Genomic DNA, 19,385 nt, shown 5'->3' with positions numbered 1-19,385 from the left:
GGGACAAAGGGAGGCTCGTCATGAGCCTGATCGAACGACAGGAGGCGTTGGCCTCCTTGGAGGGATCACTCACCAGCGCCATCAAGGGAAAGGGCCGGGTGGCCCTGGTAAGCGGCGCCGTGGCGACCGGCAAGAGCGAACTGCTGCACGCGTTCGCCGAGCACGCCGCCGAGCTCGGGGCCCTGCCCATCACCGCCACCGGATCGCTCGCCGAGCGGGACATGCCGTTCGGCGTGCTCGGCCAGCTCGTCCACGACGCGCCACTGGTGCTCGCCGAACGCGAGCGCGCCATGGCGCTCCTGCAGGAAGGGGCGCGGGCCTTCGCCTCCTCCGGCCCGGACGCCGACCCGCTCAAGCAGGTCGACGCCCAGATCGTGCACGCCCTGTGCACCGTCCTGCTCGAACTCTCCGAGCGCTGCCCGCTCATGATCGTGGTGGACGACGTCCACCACGCCGACCGGGCCTCGCTGCTGTGCCTGGCCTACCTGTGCCGCCGGGTGCGGTTCGCCTCGATCATCGTGGTGTTCAGCCACTCCACCCACGGCCGGTACGCCGAGACCTCCTTCCCCACCGAGCTGATGCGCCAGCCGCACTCCCACCGCGTCCAGCTCGCCCCCCTCACCCGGGCGGGTGTGCTCGGCATGGTCGCCGAGCGCCTCGGCCCCGGCGCGGCCGAGCGGTTCGGCGGCGAGTGGCACGCCCTCACCGGCGGCAACCCCCTGCTGGCGGCGGGGCTCATGGACGACTACCAGGCCGCGGCGCACGCCGGCGAGCCACCGGCCGCGCTCGTGCCCGGCGAGGCGTACGGCCAGGCCGTCCTGGCCTGCCTGCACCGGGCCGACGCCAAGATGCTCCCGGTGGCCTGGGGGCTCGGCGTGCTCGGCAGGCCCGACTCCCTGGCCCGGCTGCTCGGCGTGAGCCAGGAGTACATCACCCGCGAGCTGAACACCCTGGAGGCCGCCGGCCTGCTGGCCGGCGGAACGTTCCGCCACGAGGCCGCCCGCGCCGCCGTGCTCGCGGAACTGGACGCCGGCGAGCGCGCCGACCTGCACCGCCGCGCCGCCCGCCTCGACTACGACGGCGGAGGCTCCACCACAGCCGTCGCCGACCACCTGATCAGCGCGGGAGGCGTTGACGACCCCTGGGCCGTCGAGGTCCTGGAGGACGCCGCGCGCCACGCCCTGCGCGACGGCCGCGTGGAGGCCGCCGTCGAGTACCTGCGCCTGGCCTCCCGGACCTGCGCCGACGACCGGCACCGCTACCGGATCACCACCGCGCTCATGCGCGCGGAGTGGCGCATCAACCCCAGCACGCCCACCGGGCACTTCCCCGAGCTGACCGACGCGCTGCGCCGCGGCCGGCTGCGCGGCGGCGACGCCGTCGTCCTGGCCAAGGCCCTGCTGTGGCACGGCAGGCTCCAGGACGCCGAGGACGTGCTGAAACACCTCGGGGAGTCGGGGGAGAAGCTCGACGCCGACGCCATCACCGAGCTGGTGGTCGCCCGCCCGTGGCTGCGCTGCTCCTACGCTCCGTTCCTGGCCCACCTGCCCCAGGTGACCAGCGAGCAGTCCCGCGCCGCGATCCTCACGGTCGCCGCCTACCGCCGCCTGGAGTCCTCGGTCACGCTGGCCGCCGTGCTCACCCGCGGTCCGCGCGAGGAAATCGTCTCGGGCGTGGAGCGCATCCTGCGCAGCACGCGCCTGGACGAGATGTCCATGGACACCGTGGAGAGCGCCCTGCTCGCGCTCACCTACGGCGGGCGGCCCGACAAGGCGGCGCCCTGGTGCGACCTGTTCATCGACGAGGCGTCCTCGCGTCGCGCCCCGAGCCGGCAGGCCCGGCTCTCGGCCATCCGCGCCGAGATCGCGCTGCGCCAGGGCGACATGCTCGGCGCCGAGTTCCACGGCCGCCTCGCCCTGGACACCATCCCGGCCAGCGGCTGGGGCGTCGCCCTCGGCGGGCCGCTGTCCAGCCTCGTCATCGCCTCCACGGCGATGGGCAAGTACGAGGCGGTCAACGAGCTGCTCGACCAGCCCGTGCCCGAGGCGATGTTCCAGACCCGCTGGGGCCTGCACTACCTGCACGCCCGCGGGCGCTACAGCCTCGCCACCGACCACCCCCAGCTCGCGCTGCGGGACTTCCAGCGGTGCGGCGAGCTCATGGGCAAGTGGGACCTGGACGTGCCCTGGCTGATCCCCTGGCGGGCCGAGGTCGCCGAGGCGTGCCTGCGCCTCGGGCGTCCCGACCAGGCCAGGCGGCTGGCCGAGGAGCAGATCAGACGGTGCGGCGCCGGCGCGCCCCGCGTCCACGGCATCGCCATGCGGCTGCTCGCCGCCACCAGCGAGCCGCGCCACCGTCCCATGCTGCTCCGGCAGGCCGGCGACCTGCTGCAGTCCGGCGGTGACCGGTACGAGCTGGCCCGCGTCCTCGCCGACCTCACCGAGGCGTTCCACGCGCTCGGCGAGTACCGCAGGGCCGGGATGATCGGCGGGCGGGCCCGCGCGGTCGCCCAGGAGTGCCACGCCGACCCGCTGCACCGCTCCCTGGCCAGGGAGGGCGAGGCGGGGGCCGCCACCGCCGCCGCGGGCGCCGCCACGGAGGCCCCGGACGTGACGGCGATCCTCAGCGACGCCGAACGGCGCGTCGCGGTGCTGGCCGCCGCCGGGTACACCAACCGGGAGATCGCCGACAAGCTGTACGTCACCGTGAGCACGGTCGAGCAGCACCTGACCAGGACCTACCGCAAACTCGACATCACCAGCCGCGCGGAACTCCCCTCCACCCTCCAGCTCGGCACCATCATGCCCGCCTGACCCCAGCCCGGACCCGCTGAGCATGCCGGGGCCCCGCCAGAAGCCACCGGCGCGGACGCCGCACGGACCATGACCAGCCCGGGGCCTTCCTGGAGGCCCTCACTCCCGGGGACCCGGCCCACGAGGCGGTCCCGCGGGGACGCTCCGGCCCACCGGCCGGGGCGCGCAGGGCGGGCGCGCCGCCGCGTCCCAGCCCACGTCGTCGCACTACCGTTACGGACGGTGACCGTGCCCGCGCGGACCACGCCCGCCGGGCCGATCGGCCACGGCGGACGGGGAGGGGCGCACGTCGCCCGGCTCCTGATCCGGAAGGATGACGTCGGTTCCCTTGATCAGGAAGTGCTCGCGGGACGGCTCAGTCGCTCTTCAGGATGACGCTGCTGAGGACGTCCGCACCGGGGATCCTCACGCTCGAAAGGGAGCCGACGGCGGCCCAAGGCCCCGTGACCGTCTCGGTGTAGCCACCCAGTTGCGGGTTGACGAACCGGTACGTCACGCGTAGCGCGTGGTACCCCGTGCCGGTCGTGCAGTAGCTGCTGAGGTAGCCGACTGGGGAGGGGGTGATCGAGCAGGTGTCGGGGACGGCCTGCGCGGGCGTGGCCGTGCCGGCGACGATCGCGGCGGAGGCGAGCGCCGCGCCGACGAGGGAGGCACACTTCCTGATGTTCACGAGCCGCTCCTTATGTGGGGGGTTGCGGGTGCCCCCCGCGGGCCGGACCCGCGGGAGGTGGTGTGGCCGCGGGTCAGCGTTCGTCGACCCAGTGGTTCTGCGGGCTTCCCGTCGCCGGGGATCTCACGTGTGCTTTCCTCCGGCGGAGAAGGGGCGCCGGGGGCGCCGACCAGCCGTTCTCTTAGGAAAGTTTCCTAAGCGAAAGATACCTGCGGGTCGCATGCCGTCAAGACCCCGCCCGAGGGCCGGACGCGGCGGCTTCACCCCTGCTCGGCGCACGATTTCTCGTCCTGCCGCCATGACCGGGAACGTGGTCGTCCTCGGCCTGGACACGGCGGGCGCGGCCGGGTTCTCGGCGGCCGGCACCCCGGGGTGGTCACAGGTCAGGGTGGACAGAGGTGATCACAGATCAGCGTGGTCACAGAGGTGATCGGAGGTCGGGTGTGATCACAGGTCGGGGTCGATCTCGCCTTCCTCGGCCAGGCGCAGGGACAGGTCCTCGTACCAGGCCAGGATGAACGACCGCACGCGGGCGATCTCATCGTCGTCCAGGCCGTACTGGGCGAACACCGCGTCGTCGAAGGCCAGGCCCGCCTCCAGCTTGAAGGCCAGCTCCTCGGGCGTGAAGCCGTCCTCGAACAGGGCGCCGAGGCGCTCCAGGTCGGGGAAGCCGTAGCGGTCGCCGGCCGATACGACGTCGATGAAGTCGCGGGGGAGCGCCCGGCCGCACAGGGCGCCGACCTTCATGCCCACGACGTCGTCGATGCCGGCGACCGGGCCGATCTCCATGTCGACCGCGGGACGCTGCAGAGGCTCCTTCATCAGGTCGACGGCCGCCGCCTGCTCGGTGACCGGGTCGCTGACCGTCAGCCGGGCCAGGCGCGGGCCGCCGCGCCGGTGCTCCACCGCCAGCCCCTGGCGCTCCAGGGCCCGCGTCAGGTCGCCGGTGATCTCCTCCAGCGGGGTGCACGCGACCGTCGCCAGGTCCAGATCCTGGCTCGGCCGGTCCACCAGCCCGTGCGCCCGCATGGCGTACCCGCCCGCCAGGACCAGGCCATGCGCGTCGCACACCAGCACCGCCGCCTCCAGGATGCGGCGGTGGAAGGGCGGCATGTCCATCACGGCACCGCCCGGGCGCGCACGGCCACGCGGGCCCGCAGTAGCTCAGCCCGCACCTCGCCCTCGCGCCGGCGCGCGGCCTCGGCCAGCCCGGGGAAACGCGACTCCCACGCGGCGCGCGCGGCGCCGTTGAGCAGCCGGCGCAGGCGCGGCCAGACCTCCTCCAGCAGGCGCGCCTCAAGATACGCCTCGACGTCGGCGCGCAGCCCCTCGGTGATCACGATCTGGTACAGGGCCAGGCGGACGGCCGGATCGGCGACGTCGAATACGCGGGCCCCCGACCAGCACAGGTGCAGGGGCAGCGCGACCTCTCCCGTGGCCGGGCCGCGCAGGTCCGACAGCGCGCCGGGAACGCGGTCGGCGATGTCGGCGTAGCGGCTCGGCAGCGGCGTGGCCATGCGTCGATTATGGTCCATCCCCGGAGCGCTTCGCCTCAGTCGGCGCGCCTCGGCGGCTTTGGCCGGTCCCCGGGGCCCGTGCCTCAGTCGGCGAGCAGGCGGCGTGCCTCGGAGGCCAGGCGGTCCATGCCGAGGCGGACGGCCAGGCGCAGGGAGCGGTGCAGCAGGCGGGTGGCTTCGCCGGAGGCGTCGGAGGGGTCGAGCAGGCGCAGCGCCTTGGCGCGGTCGAGCTGGATCCTCGCCATGTGCGGCGGTGCGCCCGACACCAGGCGCTTGGCCTCGTCGAAGCGGCGCAGCGCCTCCTCGGCGTCCCCGGCCGTCGCGGCCAGCAGGCCGCGGAAGCGGGCCACCGGGCCGATCAGCACGGTCGGCCACCCGGCCAGCCCGATCTCGCCGGGGTAGGCGGCCAGGCGTTCGCGCAGCAGGCGGACGTGCCCCTCGGTCTCCGGGCCGTCCGCGCCCGCCTCGGAGATGAGCGCGCACGCCTCGCCGAGCACCGCCAGCGTCGGCACCGCCCAGCCGTGCGCGGGCAGCGCGGCCAGCCCCGCGGTGTCGCGGACCACGGCGGCCAGGTGGTCGGCGGCCTCGTCGTGCCGCTCGGTCTCGCACAGCGCCAGCACCTGCGCGGCCCGCCAGATCGGGAAGTAGCCGTGCTGCTCGATCTGGGACGCCAGGCCCGAGTCGAACAGCTCGGCCATGCGCCCCTGCTCGCGCAGCAGCCAGAGGTACTGGCCCATCCAGGTCTGCTGGAGGGTCTCGGCGGGCACGGCCTGGCCCTTGGCGGCCTCCTGGACGATGGCCAGCGACTCGCCCATGAGACGGTCGTGGGCGCGCCGGAAGTCGCCGCTCCACAGGTCCATCACGGTGTCGAACGCCCCCTGAACCCAGGGGCCGAGCGCGCGGGGGTTGCGGGTGACGTGCCTGCGGTGGTCGTTGACGGTGGCGAGGGCGTCCGGCAGCAGGCCGAGCCTGAGCTGGTCGACGGCCAGCGCCACCAGGCCCTCGCCCTGGAAGTAGGCCGAGCCCGCGCCGATGCCGGCCTCGTGCAGCCGCGTGGAGATGCCGACCAGCTCGGCCGGGTAGGTGTGGTCGAACAGGGCCCAGCGGCATTCGGTGAGCACGTCGCAGCGCACCAGCGGGTCGCCGTCCTCGGGCAGCTCGCGCAGGGTGGCCCGGGCGAGCTCCACCGCCTCGCGGGTCTCGGACGGCGCGGCGCCGGCGCTCGGGCTCACGGCCATCGTCTGCTTCTTGCACAGGTGGGCGCGAAGCTGGAGCCGCAGCTCGGCGGCCTGCGGGCCCCCGGCGTCGCCGAGGGCGGCGAGCGCGCGGCGCAGCAGGTGGATGACCTGCCGGTCGGCCTGGCCCGGGGCCGACCAGCGCCGGGCCAGGCGGATCGCCGCGGCGGCGGCCAACTCGGGCAGCCCTTCGGCGGCCTCGTGGGCGGCCAGGTAGCGGTGCCCGGCCTCGTCCATGTCGCCCGCGTCGCCGAGCGCGTCCCCGAGGGTGATGAGCAGCCCGACCCGGGTGGCCGGGGCGGACCGCAGCCGCAGCCCGGCCTGCGCCCACTCGACGGCGCTGCCCACGCCGAAGCCGCGCTGCTCGGCGCGCGCGGCGTCCAGGCAGGCGGCGGCGACGCGCTCCTGCGGCAGGTCGGCCCCTGCGGCGCGGGCGTGCCGGGCGACGCGCACGGGCAGCGCCGGGTCAACCCAGCCTCCGGCCTCCATGCGCGCGCTCAGCGCCTCGAAGGCCCGGCGGTGCAGGTCCCTGGCCAGGGCGGGGTCGCGTTCGAGGCCCTCCAGCACGGTCTCGCGCGAGCGGTCGTGGGGGAAGCACACCCGGTCGTGTCCGAGGATGGCGTTGCCCGCCGCCGCCAGCGCCTGGTCGCGGTCGGCCTCCTCGGGGCGCAGGCCCAGCATGCGGCCGACGAGCGCGGCGTCGATGTCCAGCCCCGTGGCGGTGATCGCGGCGGCGGCGAGCCAGCGGAAGGCCGGGGCGGCGCCGGGGCCGGTGGGGGCCGGGCGCGGCTCGCCGTACTCGGTGAGGTTGTGCAGCTCCAGCGGCACGCCGTGGGTGACGCGGGCGGCCTCCTTGACCTCCTGCTCGGTGGGCTCGCGGCCCCACGCCCTGCCGAGCCACTCGGCGACCTCCTCCACGGTGAGGGGGCACAGGGTGAGGGCGCCCATGACGTCCCGCCAGCGCGGGGCGGGGTCGCGGGTGGCCAGCAGGAAGCCCACGGGCGCGGCGCCGAGGCTCCTGCGCACGTGGTGGAGCAGGTCGGCGGCGTAGCCGGCGAGCAGGTGGGCGTTGTCGAAGGCCACCAGCAGCCCGGCGCCGGCGGCGCGGCGCAGCAGGCCGGTCAGCAGGAAGGTCAGCTCGCGCGGGTCGCGCTCGTGGCCGGGCCGGGCGGGGGAGTCGAGCTCGGCGGCCGACATGAGCTTGGCGAGCGTGTCACGTTCCTGGACGCTGATCGGGTCGGCGGGGGCGGTCAGGTCGCGGCGCAGGTGCCCCCACAACGTGCCCGCCAGCTCGCGCCAGGGCTGCAGACCGTCGACCTCGCGGCACATCACGGTGACCGCCCGCGCGCCCGCCCGCGCCGCCAGGCCCGCCGCCTCGGCCAGCAGGCGGCTCTTGCCGATGCCGCCGGGGCCGCACAGGGCGAGGGCGGCGTCCGCGCCGCCCAGCCGCGCCACCAGGCGCGCGAGCTCGCGCAGTTCGCGCTCGCGGCCCACCGGGACCTGCGCGCCGTCCGGTCCCGCGGGCGCGGCGGGGGCGGCGCCGAGCGGCGCGCCGACGTCGACGCCGTGCTCGTGCAGGGCGAGCAGGTCCTCGGCGCGGCGGCCCGCGTCGTCGCCGGGGGAGTGGGCGAGGCGCGCGCGGACCAGGCGGCGGGCGGCGGCCCCGCCGTCCTCGCGGAGGGTGGTCAGGAAGCGCAGCAGCCACATCGCGGTGGTGTCCTCGTGGCCCTCGCCCACCGGCCCTTCGGTGAGGAAGCGGGCGTCCTCGTGGCGGCCGAGCCGCAGGGCGGTCCTGGCGACCAGGCGCACGAGTTCCTTGCGCTGCTCCTCCAGCCGGGCGCGGTGGGTCTCGCAGACCCACGGCAGCGTCCACCCGGCCGACAGCGAGGCGAACGGCGCGCCGCGCCACTCGCCGGCCGCGGCGCGCAGGCTCTCCAGCGCGCCGTCCAGGTCGCCGGTCTCGTACCGCGCGCGGCCCTCGCGCAGCCGCGCCTCGAACCGGGAGGAGTCCAGCGCGGCGGCCAGCACGCCCGGCCGCTTCTCCACCAGCGCGTAGGCGTGGGACCACTTGGCGGGCGGGATGTCCAGGCCGGCGCCCGACAGCGCCTGGCGCAGCCGCGACAGCGGGGGCGCGACGTCGGGGACCGGGACGCCCGGACTCTGGCCGAGCGCGGCGGCCAGAGTGTCCTGCGGGATGGGATTCCTGGAGGCCAGCAGCATGGCCAGGGCCTTGGCCGTCTGAGGGAGCAGCTTTCTCGGCGCTCCGTCCACCAGGATCGCGACCTCGCCGAGCACTCTGATGTCGAATTCCGCCACGTTCACCGCCGGGATCGGTTTGCGATTCTCAATCGACGGCCTTCCCCGCAAGGTCATCGCAAGGATCATTGGCCACGATGGGGCCGGTGGCAAAGGGAATCGTGGATCCATGGACGCCAGGGGCGCCATGAACGCCGTGGACGCTGTCAACGCTATGACCCGAGGTGAGCCCGTGGCAAGGATCGACCGAATCTCGGTTGACGCCCTGGAGGAGCATCAACTCGAAGAAGTCAGACAGAGCGTACGACGCGAACGCGACATCGAGGCCAATAAAGCCCTGAGTGTAGCAATCATGGGCCATACCGGTGTCGGAAAGTCCTCATTGCTCAACGTCCTGTTCGGCACGCGATTCCCGGTGGGCGACGTCAAGCCCGCCACTCACCGTCCCCAGGCCATCTCCGTGCCCAGTAATTCTGGTCATACATTGACTTTCTGGGATATGCCGGGATTAGGGGATTCGGTGGAGGCCGATGCCGATTATCGGGCCATGTACTTGGAGAAACTCGCCGAGTGCGACGTCGTCATCTGGGCCATGCACGCCGACAGCCGCTGCACCGACCACGAGGCACGCTGCCTGAACCGACTCCTGGACGACGCGGCCCCCGAGGAGGGACGGCGCATCGTCGCCAAGCTGACCTACGTCCTCACCAAGGCCGACCTGCTCACCCCGCCGCCGTGGATCTTCGACATGCGCGGCGACCGCGGCGCCTTCGTCCCGAGCCTCGCCCTCGCCGGCCGCATGGAGCTCAAGGCCGCCCACGTCGAGCAGATGGTCGTCGAGCCGTGGGGCGACCTGCTCGGCGCCGCCACCTACAACGCCGGCGACTTCGCGCTGCGCGACGAGCGACTCGACTTCGACCGGCAGACCGTCACCTACCGGGGCCACTTCTCGCGCGAGGTCTGCGAGCGCTACACCGCCGCCCACCCCGAGCACGCCGAGGTCTTCTCCCGGCTGCGCGACAACCACCGGGTCCTGCCCTGCTCGGCGCTGTTCCGCTTCAACCTGGCCGCGCTCATGGTCAACGTGGTGAACAAGCTGGGGCCCACCGCGATCTTCCGCTTCCAGCGGGTCCTGGACGACGTGGCCGAACTGGCCGGGGTGCCCGTCGCCGCCATGCGGGAGTACGGCAACTTCCTGGTCTGGGACGGCATCCGCGGCGCGCGCGCCTTCGACCTCGGCCGGCTCCCGATCTGACCGCGGCACGCCGCCCCGGAAGACCGCCACGGCCCGCGCCGCCGCAGGACACGAGGAAACGACATGATCGAGGACGACGACATCTCCCGCGCCGTGGACGCCGGGCGCCGGCGGGACGCCGAGTACGTCGCGCGGCTGGACGACGCGGTGCAGAACCGCGACGAGACGGCCATCGAGCACCTGGCGGGCCGCGCCGTGACCCGCGTGCTCGGCCGGGCGGCCGAGGCCGGGTTCGACGTGGTCAGGCACGTCTGGAACTGGCTGGTCGGCCACTGACGCCCCGCTCACGCATCTCCTGACGGACGCCCGCCGTCATCCCTCCCGTGACGGCCGCGTAACCGGTATGTGATCGAATCCTGGCTCGCCGGTGGTGGGCGGCGGCACGCGTTCCCCGGGTTTAGGTAAAGAATGTGTATGTAGTCGGTGGTCGTCCCGCACCGGGGGGAGGCAGGGAGCGTTGGTCATGCCCGGTCCAGTGATGGGCCTCGCCGAGGTCGACGATGTCCTGCGCCGCCGCGCCGAGGAGCGCGACCGCGTCGCCGGCGATCTGCTCGACCTGGACGACCACCCCGGTCACCGCCTGCTCACGGGCATGACGCCCACCGGCGAGACCGGCCGCCGCTGGCAGGCCGCCCAGGCCCGCTCCATCACGCTGTGGTGGCTGTTCGACGCCTACCGCCGCGCCCTCGACCGGGCGCAGGAGCTCAGGGCCGCCGGACGGCCCGACCTCGCCGCGCTCACCGCGCTGCTCACCGGCCCCTCCGTCGCGCTGGAGCCCGGCGACGTCCCCGTCGAGAAGCGCTCCCTGCTCCAGGCCGCCGGCGAGCGCGTCACGCTGGACGTCCTGCTGGCCCGCATGGACGCGGCCTACCGCGAGGTCGCCGGGACCGTCGCCGACGTGGACGCCGCCTGGGCCGCGCTGCTGCCCCGGCTGGACGAGGCCGACGCCGCGCGCGCCGCCGCCCGCGGCCTGGCGCGCGACCTCGGCGTCCAGGACCCCGACCTGGACCGCCTCGACGAGCGCGCCGCCGCCCTGCGCGCCTCCGTCACCACCGACCCGCTGGGCCGCGCGGGCCGCGGCGACGAGCTGGACGCCCTGGCCTCCGCCTGCGCCGCGCGCAAGGCCGCCCTCGAACGCGCCGTCCTCGCGCGCGAGGAGTTCGCCGAGCGCGCCCGCCGCCTGGAGGAGCGCATCGCCCGCGTCGCCGAGGCCGAGCGCGAGGTGCTGCGCGTCCGCGACCTGGTGCTCGTCAAGATCGCCGCCCCGGCGCTGCCCGCCATGCCCGACCAGGCCCCCGCCCTGCGCGACCGGCTCGGCGCCCTGCGCACGCTCACCGGGCGCTGGCTGGAACTGGCCGAGCGCCTCACCGCCATGGAGCGCGCCACCGACGAGGCCCTCGCCCAGGCCGAAAGCGTCACCGAGTCCATCGCCGGGCTCATCGGCCGCCGCGACGAGCTGCGCGGGCGGCTGTCGGCCTACCAGGCCAAGGCGGTGCGCCTCGGGCATGCCGAGGACGTCACCCTCACCGAACTCTACGGCGCGGCGCGCGACGTGCTCTGGAGCGCGCCGTGCGACCTGCGGCGGGCCACCGTCGCGGTCGCCGAATACCAGCGGGCCATCACGCGGATCGGAGCGGCCGGATGACCGAATGCACGCAGCCCGGGTGCGCCGGGACGGTGGTGGACGGCTACTGCGACACCTGTGGCATGGCCCCCGCCCCCGAACCGGCGCCCGCGTCCCGGTCCGGAGCCCCGCCCGGGTCCTCCGGCGGGCCACCGCCCGCCGGCGCCTGGCCGCCCGGCCCCGCGCCCGGCACGGGCTTCCCCCCGGCGCCCGGCGCGGCCTACCCTCCGGCGCCCTCGCCGGGCGTCGCCTGGCCCTCGGCGCCCGCGCCGGGCGGCCCGGGGGTCGCCTGGCCGTCCGCGCCCGCCTCCGCCGCCGCGGCGCCGCCGTCCGCCCCGCTGACCATGCCCTCCATCGGCGGGTCCCTCGCCACCGGCGCGGCCGGCACCGCCCCGAGCACCCGCGGCTCCCGGCGCGGCAGCACCAGATCCCGCCGCGGCATGCTCGGCATGGGCCTGGTCGAGGTGCCCCCCGTCCCCTACCGCGACCCCTCCGCCGTCGTCCTCGCCGACCCGGTCGTGCCCGAGGACCGCCGCTTCTGCGGCAACCCCGACTGCGGCAAGCCCGTCGGCCGGCAGAGGGACGGCCGCCCCGGCCGCCCCGAGGGGTACTGCCCGCACTGCGGCCAGCGCTTCTCCTTCACCCCCAAGCTCCGCGGCGGCGACCTGGTGGCCGGGCAGTACGAGGTGAAGGGCTGCCTGGCGCACGGCGGCCTCGGCTGGATCTACCTGGCCGCCGACCGCAACCTCGACGGCCGCTGGGTGGTCATGAAGGGCCTGCTCGACACCGGCGACCTGGAGGCCCTGGCCGCCGCCGAGGCCGAGCGGCGCCACCTGACCGCGATGGACCACCCGAACATCGTCAAGATCTTCAACTTCGTGAGCCACCCCGACCCCGGCACCGGCACGCTGGTCGGCTACATCGTCATGGAGTACGTCGGCGGCGAGTCCCTGCAGGACCTGCTGCGCAAGCGGCTCAGAGACAGCGGCAACGCCGCGGCCCTGCCGCTGTCGCAGGTCATCGCCTACGGCCTGGAGATCCTGCGCGCGTTCGGCTACCTCCACGACCGGGGCATGCTCTACTGCGACCTCAAGCCCGCCAACGTCATCCAGGTCGAGGAGCAGCTCAAGCTCATCGACCTCGGCGCCGTCCGCCGCCTGGACGACGCCGACAGCGCCATCTACGGCACCATCGGCTACCAGGCACCCGAGATCGCCTCCACCGGCCCCTCGATCGCCTCCGACCTCTACACCGTCGGCCGCACCCTCGCCGTGCTGAGCCACCCGTTCAGCCCCGCGAGCGGCGGCGCGGCCACGCCCCTGCCCGACATGGGCCCCGGCCGCGAGTCGTTCATGCGCCTGCTGCGCCGCGCCACCGACCCCGACCCCGGCCGCAGGTTCGAGAGCGCCGCCGAGATGAGCGAGCAGCTCGTCGGCGTGCTCCGCGAGACCAGGGCCGAGGAGGAGGGCAGGCCGCACCCCGCGCAGTCGGGCGTCTTCGGCCCCGAGCGCGGCGCCGTCGGCACCGAACTGGCCCCCGCCACCACCGGCCGCGTCTTCGGCACGCTCGACCGGCTGGACGCCGCCTCCTCCCTGCCCGTCCCCCTGGTGGACCCGGCCGACCCCGCCGCCGGGTTCCTCGCCGGCCTCACCTCCGGCAGCCCCGACGAGCTCATCGCCGTCCTGGAGTCCGCGCCGCCCACCCCCGAGACCAAGCTCGCGCTGATCCGCGTCATGAGCGAGCTCGGCCGCGAGGTCCCCGACAGCCTGTACGAGAGCGCGGCCAAGGACCTGCCCGGCGACTGGCGCCTGTGGTGGTACCGGGGCGTCGCCGAGCTCGCCGCCGGGGACGCGGGCATGGCCGCCCGGTTCTTCGACGGCCTCTACTCCTGGTTCCCCGGCGAGGCGGCGCCCCGGCTGGCGCTGGCCTTCGCCATGGAGGCCGCGGGCGCGGGCGGTGAGGCCGCCCGCCACCACGCCGCCATCTGGCGCACCGACCGCTCCTACGTCAGCGCCTGCTTCGGCCTGGCCCGCATCGCCCTGGACCACGACGACCGCGCCGGGGCCACCCGCGCGCTCGACGAGGTGCCTCCCACCTCCATCCACCGCACCGCCGCCCAGGTCGCCGCCGTGGCCGTCACCGTGCGCGGCCAGGCGCCCGCCGAGGCCGAGCTGGTGGCGGCGGGGGAGCGGCTGCGGGTGCTCAAGCTCGACTCGCGCGACCGCGACGGCCTCGCCTCCGAGGTGCTGGAGAGCGCGCTGGCCCGCATGGTCACCGGCCAGTCCGCCGCGAGCGGCGGCAGCGTCCTCGGCACGCCGCTGAACGAGCGCGGCCTGCGCGGCGAGCTGGAACGCGTGTACCGCGCGCTGGCCCGGGCGGCCGCCACCACCGAGGACCGGCACGCCCTCATCGGGCGGGCCAACGCCGTGCGGCCGAGGACGCTGTGGTGAGCGGCGCCTGCCCGGTGTGCGGCACCGGAGTCATGGCGGGCGAGGCGTTCTGCGAGAACTGCGGCCACGACCTGTCCAGCGTGCCCCCCGCCCCCTGCACGGCCTGCGGCGCCGCCGCCGTGGGCGCCGACGGCTACTGCGAGAACTGCGGCATGCTCCAGCCCACCGGCCGCGACCACGTCGAGACCGAGGCCGCGGGCGCGGCCGCCGTCAGCGACCGCGGCCTGCGCCACAGCCGCAACGAGGACGCCATGGCCCTGCTGTCCCTGGGGCCGGCGGAGTCGCCGGCGGGGCAGGGCGCGGTCGTCGCGGTCGTGTGCGACGGCGTGTCCAGCTCGCCCCGCCCCGACGAGGCCTCCCAGGCGGCGGCGGACGTCGCCGCGGCGGCCATCGTCAAGCGGCTCGCCGACGGCGACGACCCCGAGGCGGCCACCCGCGAGGGCGTTCGGCTGGCCGCCGACGCGGTCGCCTCCGCCGCGCGCCCCGGCGAGGACTCCCCGGCCTGCACCTACGTCTCCGCCGTCGTGTCCGGGCGGCACGTCACGGTGGGCTGGGTCGGCGACAGCCGCGCCTACTGGCTCGGCGCGCAGTCGGCCCTGCTCACCGAGGACGACGCGACCCCCGGCACGCACATGCTCACCGCGTGGCTCGGCGCCGACGCCGGCGAGGTCGTGCCCCGCGTGCGCACGTTCACCACCGACGGCCCCGGCGCGGTGCTCCTGTGCAGCGACGGGCTGTGGAACTACTACCCCGAGCCGGAGGCGCTGGCCGCCACGGCCCTCGGCGACACCCCCCTCACGGCGGCCCGGCGGCTCGTCCGCATGGCCATCGAGGCGGGCGGACACGACAACATCACCGTGGCCGTCATCCCGTTCGGCCAGGGGGACCGGACGCAGACCACGGTGGCATTCCCGAAGGAGAGAAGTGACTGACTTCACCATCCGCGTGGACCAGAACAAGTACCTGCCCGCGGGGAGCCAGGAGGTCCACGGCATCGTCACGGTCGAGGCGAGCGGACCGGTGCAGACCGGCCCCGCCGCCGAGGCGGCCGAGGTCATCATCATCGACACGTCGGGCTCCATGTCCTACGGCAAGATCGCCGACGCCCGCAAGGCCGCGCAGGCCGCCGTGGACACCCTGCGCGACGGCGTGCACTTCGCCGTCATCTCGGGCGACCACCAGGCCGAGGTGATCTTCCCGGGCGGCGGGGGGCTCGTCCCCGCCGACGCCGGCAGCAGGCGCGCCGCCAAGGACGCCATCGCCCGCCTGCGCGCCGAGGGCGGCACCGCCATGGGCCGCTGGCTGCGCCGCGCCGCCGACCTGTTCAGCGCCCACCAGGCCGTCCGGCCCAACGCCATCCGGCACGCCATCTTGCTGACCGACGGCAAGAACGAGCACGAGCCCGCCCCCGAGTTCGACGCCAACCTCGCCTACGCCGCGGGCAAGTTCGTCTGCGACTGCCGCGGCGTCGGCACCGACTGGGTCGTCGCCGAGGTCCGCAGGATCGCCTCCACCCTGCTCGGCAGCGTCATGGACGTCCGCAAGCCCGAGGAACTGGAGGCCGACTTCCGGGCCATGACCGAGGCCGCCATGGGCAAGACCGTCGCCGACATCGCCCTGCGCGTGTGGGTGCCCCGCTCGGCCACGCTCAACTTCGTCAAGCAGGTCTCGCCCGCGCTGGAGGACCTGACCGGGCGCCGCGCCGACGTCGACGCGCTCACCGGCGACTACCCCACCGGAGCGTGGGGCGGCGAGACCCGCGAGTACCACATCAGCGTCAGCGTGCCGTCGGGCAACGTCGGCCAGGAGATGCGCGCCGCGCTGGTCAAGCTCGTCCAGCCCGCCACCGGCGAGGTGCTGGCCGGCGGCAACATCCTCGCCCAGTGGAGCGACGACCCCGCCCAGTCCACGCGGATCAACCCCCGGGTCGCCCACTACACCGGCCAGCAGGAGCTGGCCTCCCTCATCCAGGAGGGCCTGCAGGCCCGCAACGACGGCGACGTGGAGACGGCCACGGCGCGGCTCGGCAAGGCACGCGGCATCGCCGAACGCGCCGGCAACGACGAGACCGCGAAGCTGCTCGACAAGGTCATCGACGTCGATCCCGCGACGGGCACCGCACGCCTCAAGCGCGTCGTCGACAAGGCGGACGAGATCGCGCTCGACACCCGCTCCGTCCGCACCGTCCGCATGCGCAAGGACCCGGAGAGCTGAGCGATGGCGATCTGCCCACAAGGGCACGAAAGCTCCGACGAGGAGTACTGCGACACCTGCGGCGCCCGCATGACGGGCCCCACCGCCGGCGGCGCGCCCCAGGCGCCGCCCGCCCCCGCCGCGGGCGACCCCGGCGACGCCTGCCCCGACTGCGGGGCGCCGCGCACCGGGCGGTTCTGCGAGAACTGCGGGTACGACTTCGTGCTCGGCGGCTCCGGGGTCGGGCCGTCCTCCTCGGCACGCCCCGCGGCCCCGCCCGCAGGACCACCGTCGACCGGGTCGTGGCAGCCCGCGCAGCCGGTCGGCGGCGGCAACGCCCCGTCCTGGCAGCCCGCGCAGCCCTCGCAGCCGTGGCGGCCCTCCGCGCCCCCCGCGCCCCCCGCGCCGCCTCCGCAGGGCGGCTGGGTCGCCGTGATCACCGCCGACCGGGCGCACTACGACGCCATGATCGCGCAGGGTGGCCCCGACGCCGCCCGGGTCGCGTTCCCGCCGTACTGCCCCGAGCGGCGCGTCCCCCTGCGCGGCCCGGAGACGCGGATCGGCAGGCGCCGCCACTCCCGGCCCATGATCCCCGAGATCGACCTGTCCGAGCCCCCCGAGGACCCCGGCGTCTCCCACCTGCACGCCGTGCTGCTCGCCCAGCCCGACGGCGGCTGGCACGTCGTCGATCCGGGCTCGGCCAACGGCACCCTGGTGAACGGCAAGCTCATCGAGGTCAACGTGCCCGTCCCGCTGGAGGACGGCGACCGCGTGCACGTCGGCGCCTGGACCCTGCTCACCGTGCGGAAGGCCTGACATGACGATCGCCGGTCGCCCCGCGGCCCCCGCTCCCGCGGCCGCCGCGCCCCCCGACCCCGCGCCGCCCGGCGGCCCCGTCGCCGTGCCGCCGCCGCCCGGCGCGGTCGCGGGCACCCCGGCCCTGCGCCGCCTCACCCGCGTGCGCACCGTCCCGGGGTGGATCCGCCTGCTCTCGGGCCTGTCGGTGGCCACCGTCCTGCTGGCCTTCGGCGCGGTCACCCTGGCCGTCGGGCACGCCAGGGACGGCCTGCGCGTCATCGGCCACACCGCGGGCCCGCAGGTCGTCGCCACCGCCGACCTGTACTTCGCCCTCAGCGACATGGACGCCCAGGTCGCCGCCGTCCTGCTCATGGGCAAGGAGACCGGGCTGCAGGCCGGCCGCCAGGCCATGCTGGACCGCTACGACGAGCGCCGCTCGCAGGCCGACCGCGCCGTCCTGCAGGCCGCCGACCTGGCCAGCGAGGACGCCACCGAGCAGAACACGGTGCGCTCCCTGCTCGACGGGCTCGGCCGCTACGAGCGGCTCGCCGCCCGCGCCCTGCTGCTCGACGAGCAGTCCGGCCACGCGGCCGGACCGCCCCCGCAGGCCGTCCTGGACGTGTACCGCCAGGCCACCGACCTGATGCGGCTGGACCTGCTGCCGAAGGCCTACAACCTCACCCTCGACAGCGGCACCATCGTCCGCCACGCCTACCTGGCCGAGCTGTCGGCCGTGCAGACCGGGCGGCTGTGGGTGGGGCTCACCGGCCTGCTCGCGCTGCTGGCGCTCATCGGGCTCCAGGTCTACCTCAGCCGCGGCTTCCGGCGCACGCTCAACCTGCCGCTGCTGCTCGCCTCGGTCGTCGTCGGCGCGCTCACCGTCGCCGGGGTCCTCGTGCTGCAGCACGAGGGCAACGCCCTCACCTCCGCCAAGGAGGACGGCTTCAACTCGGTGCTCGCGCTGTCGCGCGCCCGCGCCATCGGCAACACGCTGCGCGGCGACGAGATCAGATACCTGCTCGACCCCGAGCGGGCCGACACCTACGAGCAGGTCTACCTCGACAAGTCGCAGAGCGTCCTCTACGTGCCCGGCGGCAACCTCGACAAGTACTACACCGCCCTGGACGCGGCCGTGTCCGCCTACCCCGGCAAGGTGACCTTCCTCGGGTTCTACGGCACCGAGGCGTCGGCGGGCGGCGTGTCCGGGCAGCAGCCGGCGGTCGCGCGGGTGCTGCGCCTGTACCAGGCGTTCCAGCGCAACGACCAGCAGATCCGCCGGCTGGCCACGGGCGGGTCGCGGCGCGAGGCCGTCGGCAAGGTCATGGGCCCCTCCTTCGGCTCCTACGACGACGCGCTCGTGCGCCTCACCACGCTGCACCGCACGGCGTTCGACGACGCCGTGGCCGGGGGCGACCGGGCGCTCGGCGGGTGGAACGTGCTGCCGCCCGCGGCGGCGCTGGCCGCGATCCTGCTGGTCCTCATCGGTGTCAGGCCCCGGCTCGCCGAGTACCGCTGAAGGGAACGTCACGTTGATCACGCTGTTCACGCGCACCACGCTCATCCGCGGCGCGCGGCGCGGCTCACCCGGCCGGCGGGCACGCCGCGCCGCGGCCGTGGCGCTCGCGGTCGCGGCGGTCCTGCCGCTGGCCGCGTCCTGCGCCGCCGGCACCTCGGTCCTGGACAAGGACGCGCTGGTCATCGGCGTCAAGCCCGACCAGCCCGGTCTCGGCGTGAAGGTGTCGCCCGGCAAGTACCGGGGGTTCGACATCGACGTCGCCACCTACGTCGCCCGCAAGCTCGGCAAGCCGGTCCGGTTCGTCGACGCGCCCTCGTCCCAGCGCGAGAGGCTGCTCATGGACGGCGCGGTGGACCTGATCTTCGCCACCTATTCGATCACGCCCGAGCGCAAGACCAAGGTGGCCTTCGGCGGCCCGTACTACGTCGCCCACCAGGACACGCTGGTCCGCACCGGCCAGGCCGCGATCGACAACGTCCGCGACCTGCGCGACCGCAAGCTGTGCCAGGTCACCGGCTCCAACTCCTGGAAGCGGGTGAAGGAGGAGCGCAAGATCCCGGTCGTGCTCGTGCCCTCGGCCTCCTACAGCGAGTGTGTGTCGGACCTGCGCGCGGGCAAGGTGGACGCCGTCTCGACCGACGACCTGATTCTGGCCGGGTTCGCCACGCCGGGCACCACCATCGTCAACGCGCCGTTCAGCGACGAGCGCTACGGCGTGGGCATCCGCAACGGTGACGTCGACGGCTGCGAGGCGGTCAACAAGGCCATCACCGAGATGTACCAGGACGGCACCGCCAAACGCCTGCTGGAACGCTGGTTCGCACGCTCGGGCCTGGCCCTGACCTTCACCGTGCCCCAGTTCGAGGGCTGCGGCTGACGCCGGCGCGCCCGGCGAGGGCGCCGGGCCCGGCCCGCCGTCCTCGCCCCACGGCGGGCGTCGCCGTGAAATTTCATGAACATCCCGGTCTGACCCGCCGGGCATTCCTCTGGATATAGTCGCTGAACGGCTGAATCGCGCGGGGACGCCCCGCGCGTTTGTTCATGAACATCCGGCGTCA

At 74.9% G+C, this 19,385-nt stretch carries 14 protein-coding genes; 10 read left to right on the top strand and 4 right to left on the bottom strand.

Annotation, left to right across the window (positions count from 1 at the left end; genetic code table 11):
• The first annotated feature begins 20 nt into the window (after positions 1 to 20).
• On the top strand, positions 21 to 2,813 hold the full coding sequence (locus BJ982_RS28045; protein WP_184884937.1) for a helix-turn-helix transcriptional regulator: 2,793 nt from the start codon (positions 21 to 23) through the stop codon (positions 2,811 to 2,813).
• 355 nt (positions 2,814 to 3,168) lie between these two features.
• On the opposite strand, the gene BJ982_RS28040 is transcribed toward BJ982_RS28045, so the two are convergent.
• The 4 genes from BJ982_RS28040 to BJ982_RS28025 all read right to left on the bottom strand — a co-directional run bounded on the left by BJ982_RS28040 (position 3,169) and on the right by BJ982_RS28025 (position 8,557).
• A complete protein-coding gene (locus BJ982_RS28040) occupies positions 3,169 to 3,483 on the bottom strand; it encodes a hypothetical protein (protein WP_184884936.1) in 315 nt (104 codons plus the stop codon).
• A 447-nt stretch (positions 3,484 to 3,930) separates the two neighbouring features.
• Positions 3,931 to 4,602 (bottom strand): nucleotidyl transferase AbiEii/AbiGii toxin family protein, encoded by a 672-nt coding sequence (locus BJ982_RS28035; RefSeq protein ID WP_184884935.1) that lies wholly within the window; start codon positions 4,600 to 4,602, stop codon positions 3,931 to 3,933.
• Complete coding sequence (locus tag BJ982_RS28030; RefSeq protein WP_184884934.1) at positions 4,602 to 5,000, bottom strand: hypothetical protein; 399 nt, start codon at positions 4,998 to 5,000, stop codon at positions 4,602 to 4,604. The genes BJ982_RS28035 and BJ982_RS28030 overlap by 1 nt, the downstream gene beginning before the upstream one ends.
• Before the next feature lie 83 nt (positions 5,001 to 5,083).
• Entirely contained in the window at positions 5,084 to 8,557 is a 3,474-nt protein-coding gene (locus tag BJ982_RS28025) for an ATP-binding protein (RefSeq protein WP_184884933.1), read from the bottom strand.
• On the opposite strand from BJ982_RS28025, the gene BJ982_RS28020 reads away from it, so the two are divergent.
• The 9 genes from BJ982_RS28020 to BJ982_RS27980 all read left to right on the top strand — a co-directional run bounded on the left by BJ982_RS28020 (position 8,535) and on the right by BJ982_RS27980 (position 19,204).
• Positions 8,535 to 9,746 (top strand): GTPase family protein, encoded by a 1,212-nt coding sequence (locus BJ982_RS28020; protein ID WP_307784615.1) that lies wholly within the window; start codon positions 8,535 to 8,537, stop codon positions 9,744 to 9,746. The two genes, BJ982_RS28025 and BJ982_RS28020, sit on opposite strands and share 23 nt — an antisense overlap.
• 63 nt (positions 9,747 to 9,809) lie before the next feature.
• Positions 9,810 to 10,022 (top strand): hypothetical protein, encoded by a 213-nt coding sequence (locus BJ982_RS28015; RefSeq protein WP_184884931.1) that lies wholly within the window; start codon positions 9,810 to 9,812, stop codon positions 10,020 to 10,022.
• Positions 10,023 to 10,209: 187 nt separating this feature from the next.
• Positions 10,210 to 11,391, top strand: a complete 1,182-nt coding sequence (locus BJ982_RS28010; RefSeq protein ID WP_184884930.1) for a hypothetical protein — start codon at positions 10,210 to 10,212, stop codon at positions 11,389 to 11,391.
• Positions 11,388 to 13,820: a serine/threonine-protein kinase gene (locus BJ982_RS28005; RefSeq protein WP_184884928.1), complete on the top strand. Its 2,433-nt coding sequence runs from the start codon at positions 11,388 to 11,390 to the stop codon at positions 13,818 to 13,820. The genes BJ982_RS28010 and BJ982_RS28005 overlap by 4 nt, the downstream gene beginning before the upstream one ends.
• Positions 13,817 to 14,752 carry a protein phosphatase 2C domain-containing protein gene (locus tag BJ982_RS28000; RefSeq protein ID WP_239122674.1) on the top strand — a complete coding sequence of 312 codons (936 nt, stop codon included), beginning with the start codon at positions 13,817 to 13,819 and terminating at the stop codon, positions 14,750 to 14,752. Before BJ982_RS28005 ends, BJ982_RS28000 begins: the two co-directional genes overlap by 4 nt.
• Positions 14,745 to 16,034 (top strand): VWA domain-containing protein, encoded by a 1,290-nt coding sequence (locus BJ982_RS27995; RefSeq protein WP_184884926.1) that lies wholly within the window; start codon positions 14,745 to 14,747, stop codon positions 16,032 to 16,034. The genes BJ982_RS28000 and BJ982_RS27995 overlap by 8 nt, the downstream gene beginning before the upstream one ends.
• A 3-nt stretch (positions 16,035 to 16,037) precedes the next feature.
• On the top strand, positions 16,038 to 16,829 hold the full coding sequence (locus BJ982_RS27990; protein ID WP_184884924.1) for an FHA domain-containing protein: 792 nt from the start codon (positions 16,038 to 16,040) through the stop codon (positions 16,827 to 16,829).
• A gap of 1 nt (position 16,830) precedes the next feature.
• Positions 16,831 to 18,327 (top strand): GlnX family signal transduction membrane protein, encoded by a 1,497-nt coding sequence (locus tag BJ982_RS27985; protein WP_239122673.1) that lies wholly within the window; start codon positions 16,831 to 16,833, stop codon positions 18,325 to 18,327.
• 43 nt (positions 18,328 to 18,370) lie between these two features.
• Positions 18,371 to 19,204 (top strand): glutamate ABC transporter substrate-binding protein, encoded by an 834-nt coding sequence (locus BJ982_RS27980; RefSeq protein ID WP_184889434.1) that lies wholly within the window; start codon positions 18,371 to 18,373, stop codon positions 19,202 to 19,204.
• The last annotated feature ends 181 nt before the right edge of the window (positions 19,205 to 19,385 follow it).

It is taken from the genome of Sphaerisporangium siamense, assembly GCF_014205275.1.
Taxonomy (GTDB): domain Bacteria; phylum Actinomycetota; class Actinomycetes; order Streptosporangiales; family Streptosporangiaceae; genus Sphaerisporangium; species Sphaerisporangium siamense.
Note: the sequence above shows the minus strand (reverse complement) of the source record. Positions and strands in the feature narration are given on the sequence as shown.

What these genes read in the sequence shown, in the direction of transcription:
- BJ982_RS28045 (WP_184884937.1), top strand. Translation starts at nt 21, where the DNA reads ATGAGCCTGATCGAACGACAGGAGGCGTTGGCCTCCTTGGAGGGATCA.
- BJ982_RS28035 (WP_184884935.1), bottom strand. Translation starts at nt 4,602, where the DNA reads ATGGACATGCCGCCCTTCCACCGCCGCATCCTGGAGGCGGCGGTGCTG.
- BJ982_RS28030 (WP_184884934.1), bottom strand. Translation starts at nt 5,000, where the DNA reads ATGGCCACGCCGCTGCCGAGCCGCTACGCCGACATCGCCGACCGCGTT.
- BJ982_RS28020 (WP_307784615.1), top strand. Translation starts at nt 8,535, where the DNA reads ATGTCGAATTCCGCCACGTTCACCGCCGGGATCGGTTTGCGATTCTCA.
- BJ982_RS28015 (WP_184884931.1), top strand. Translation starts at nt 9,810, where the DNA reads ATGATCGAGGACGACGACATCTCCCGCGCCGTGGACGCCGGGCGCCGG.
- BJ982_RS28010 (WP_184884930.1), top strand. Translation starts at nt 10,210, where the DNA reads ATGCCCGGTCCAGTGATGGGCCTCGCCGAGGTCGACGATGTCCTGCGC.
- BJ982_RS28005 (WP_184884928.1), top strand. Translation starts at nt 11,388, where the DNA reads ATGACCGAATGCACGCAGCCCGGGTGCGCCGGGACGGTGGTGGACGGC.
- BJ982_RS27990 (WP_184884924.1), top strand. Translation starts at nt 16,038, where the DNA reads ATGGCGATCTGCCCACAAGGGCACGAAAGCTCCGACGAGGAGTACTGC.
- BJ982_RS27985 (WP_239122673.1), top strand. Translation starts at nt 16,831, where the DNA reads ATGACGATCGCCGGTCGCCCCGCGGCCCCCGCTCCCGCGGCCGCCGCG.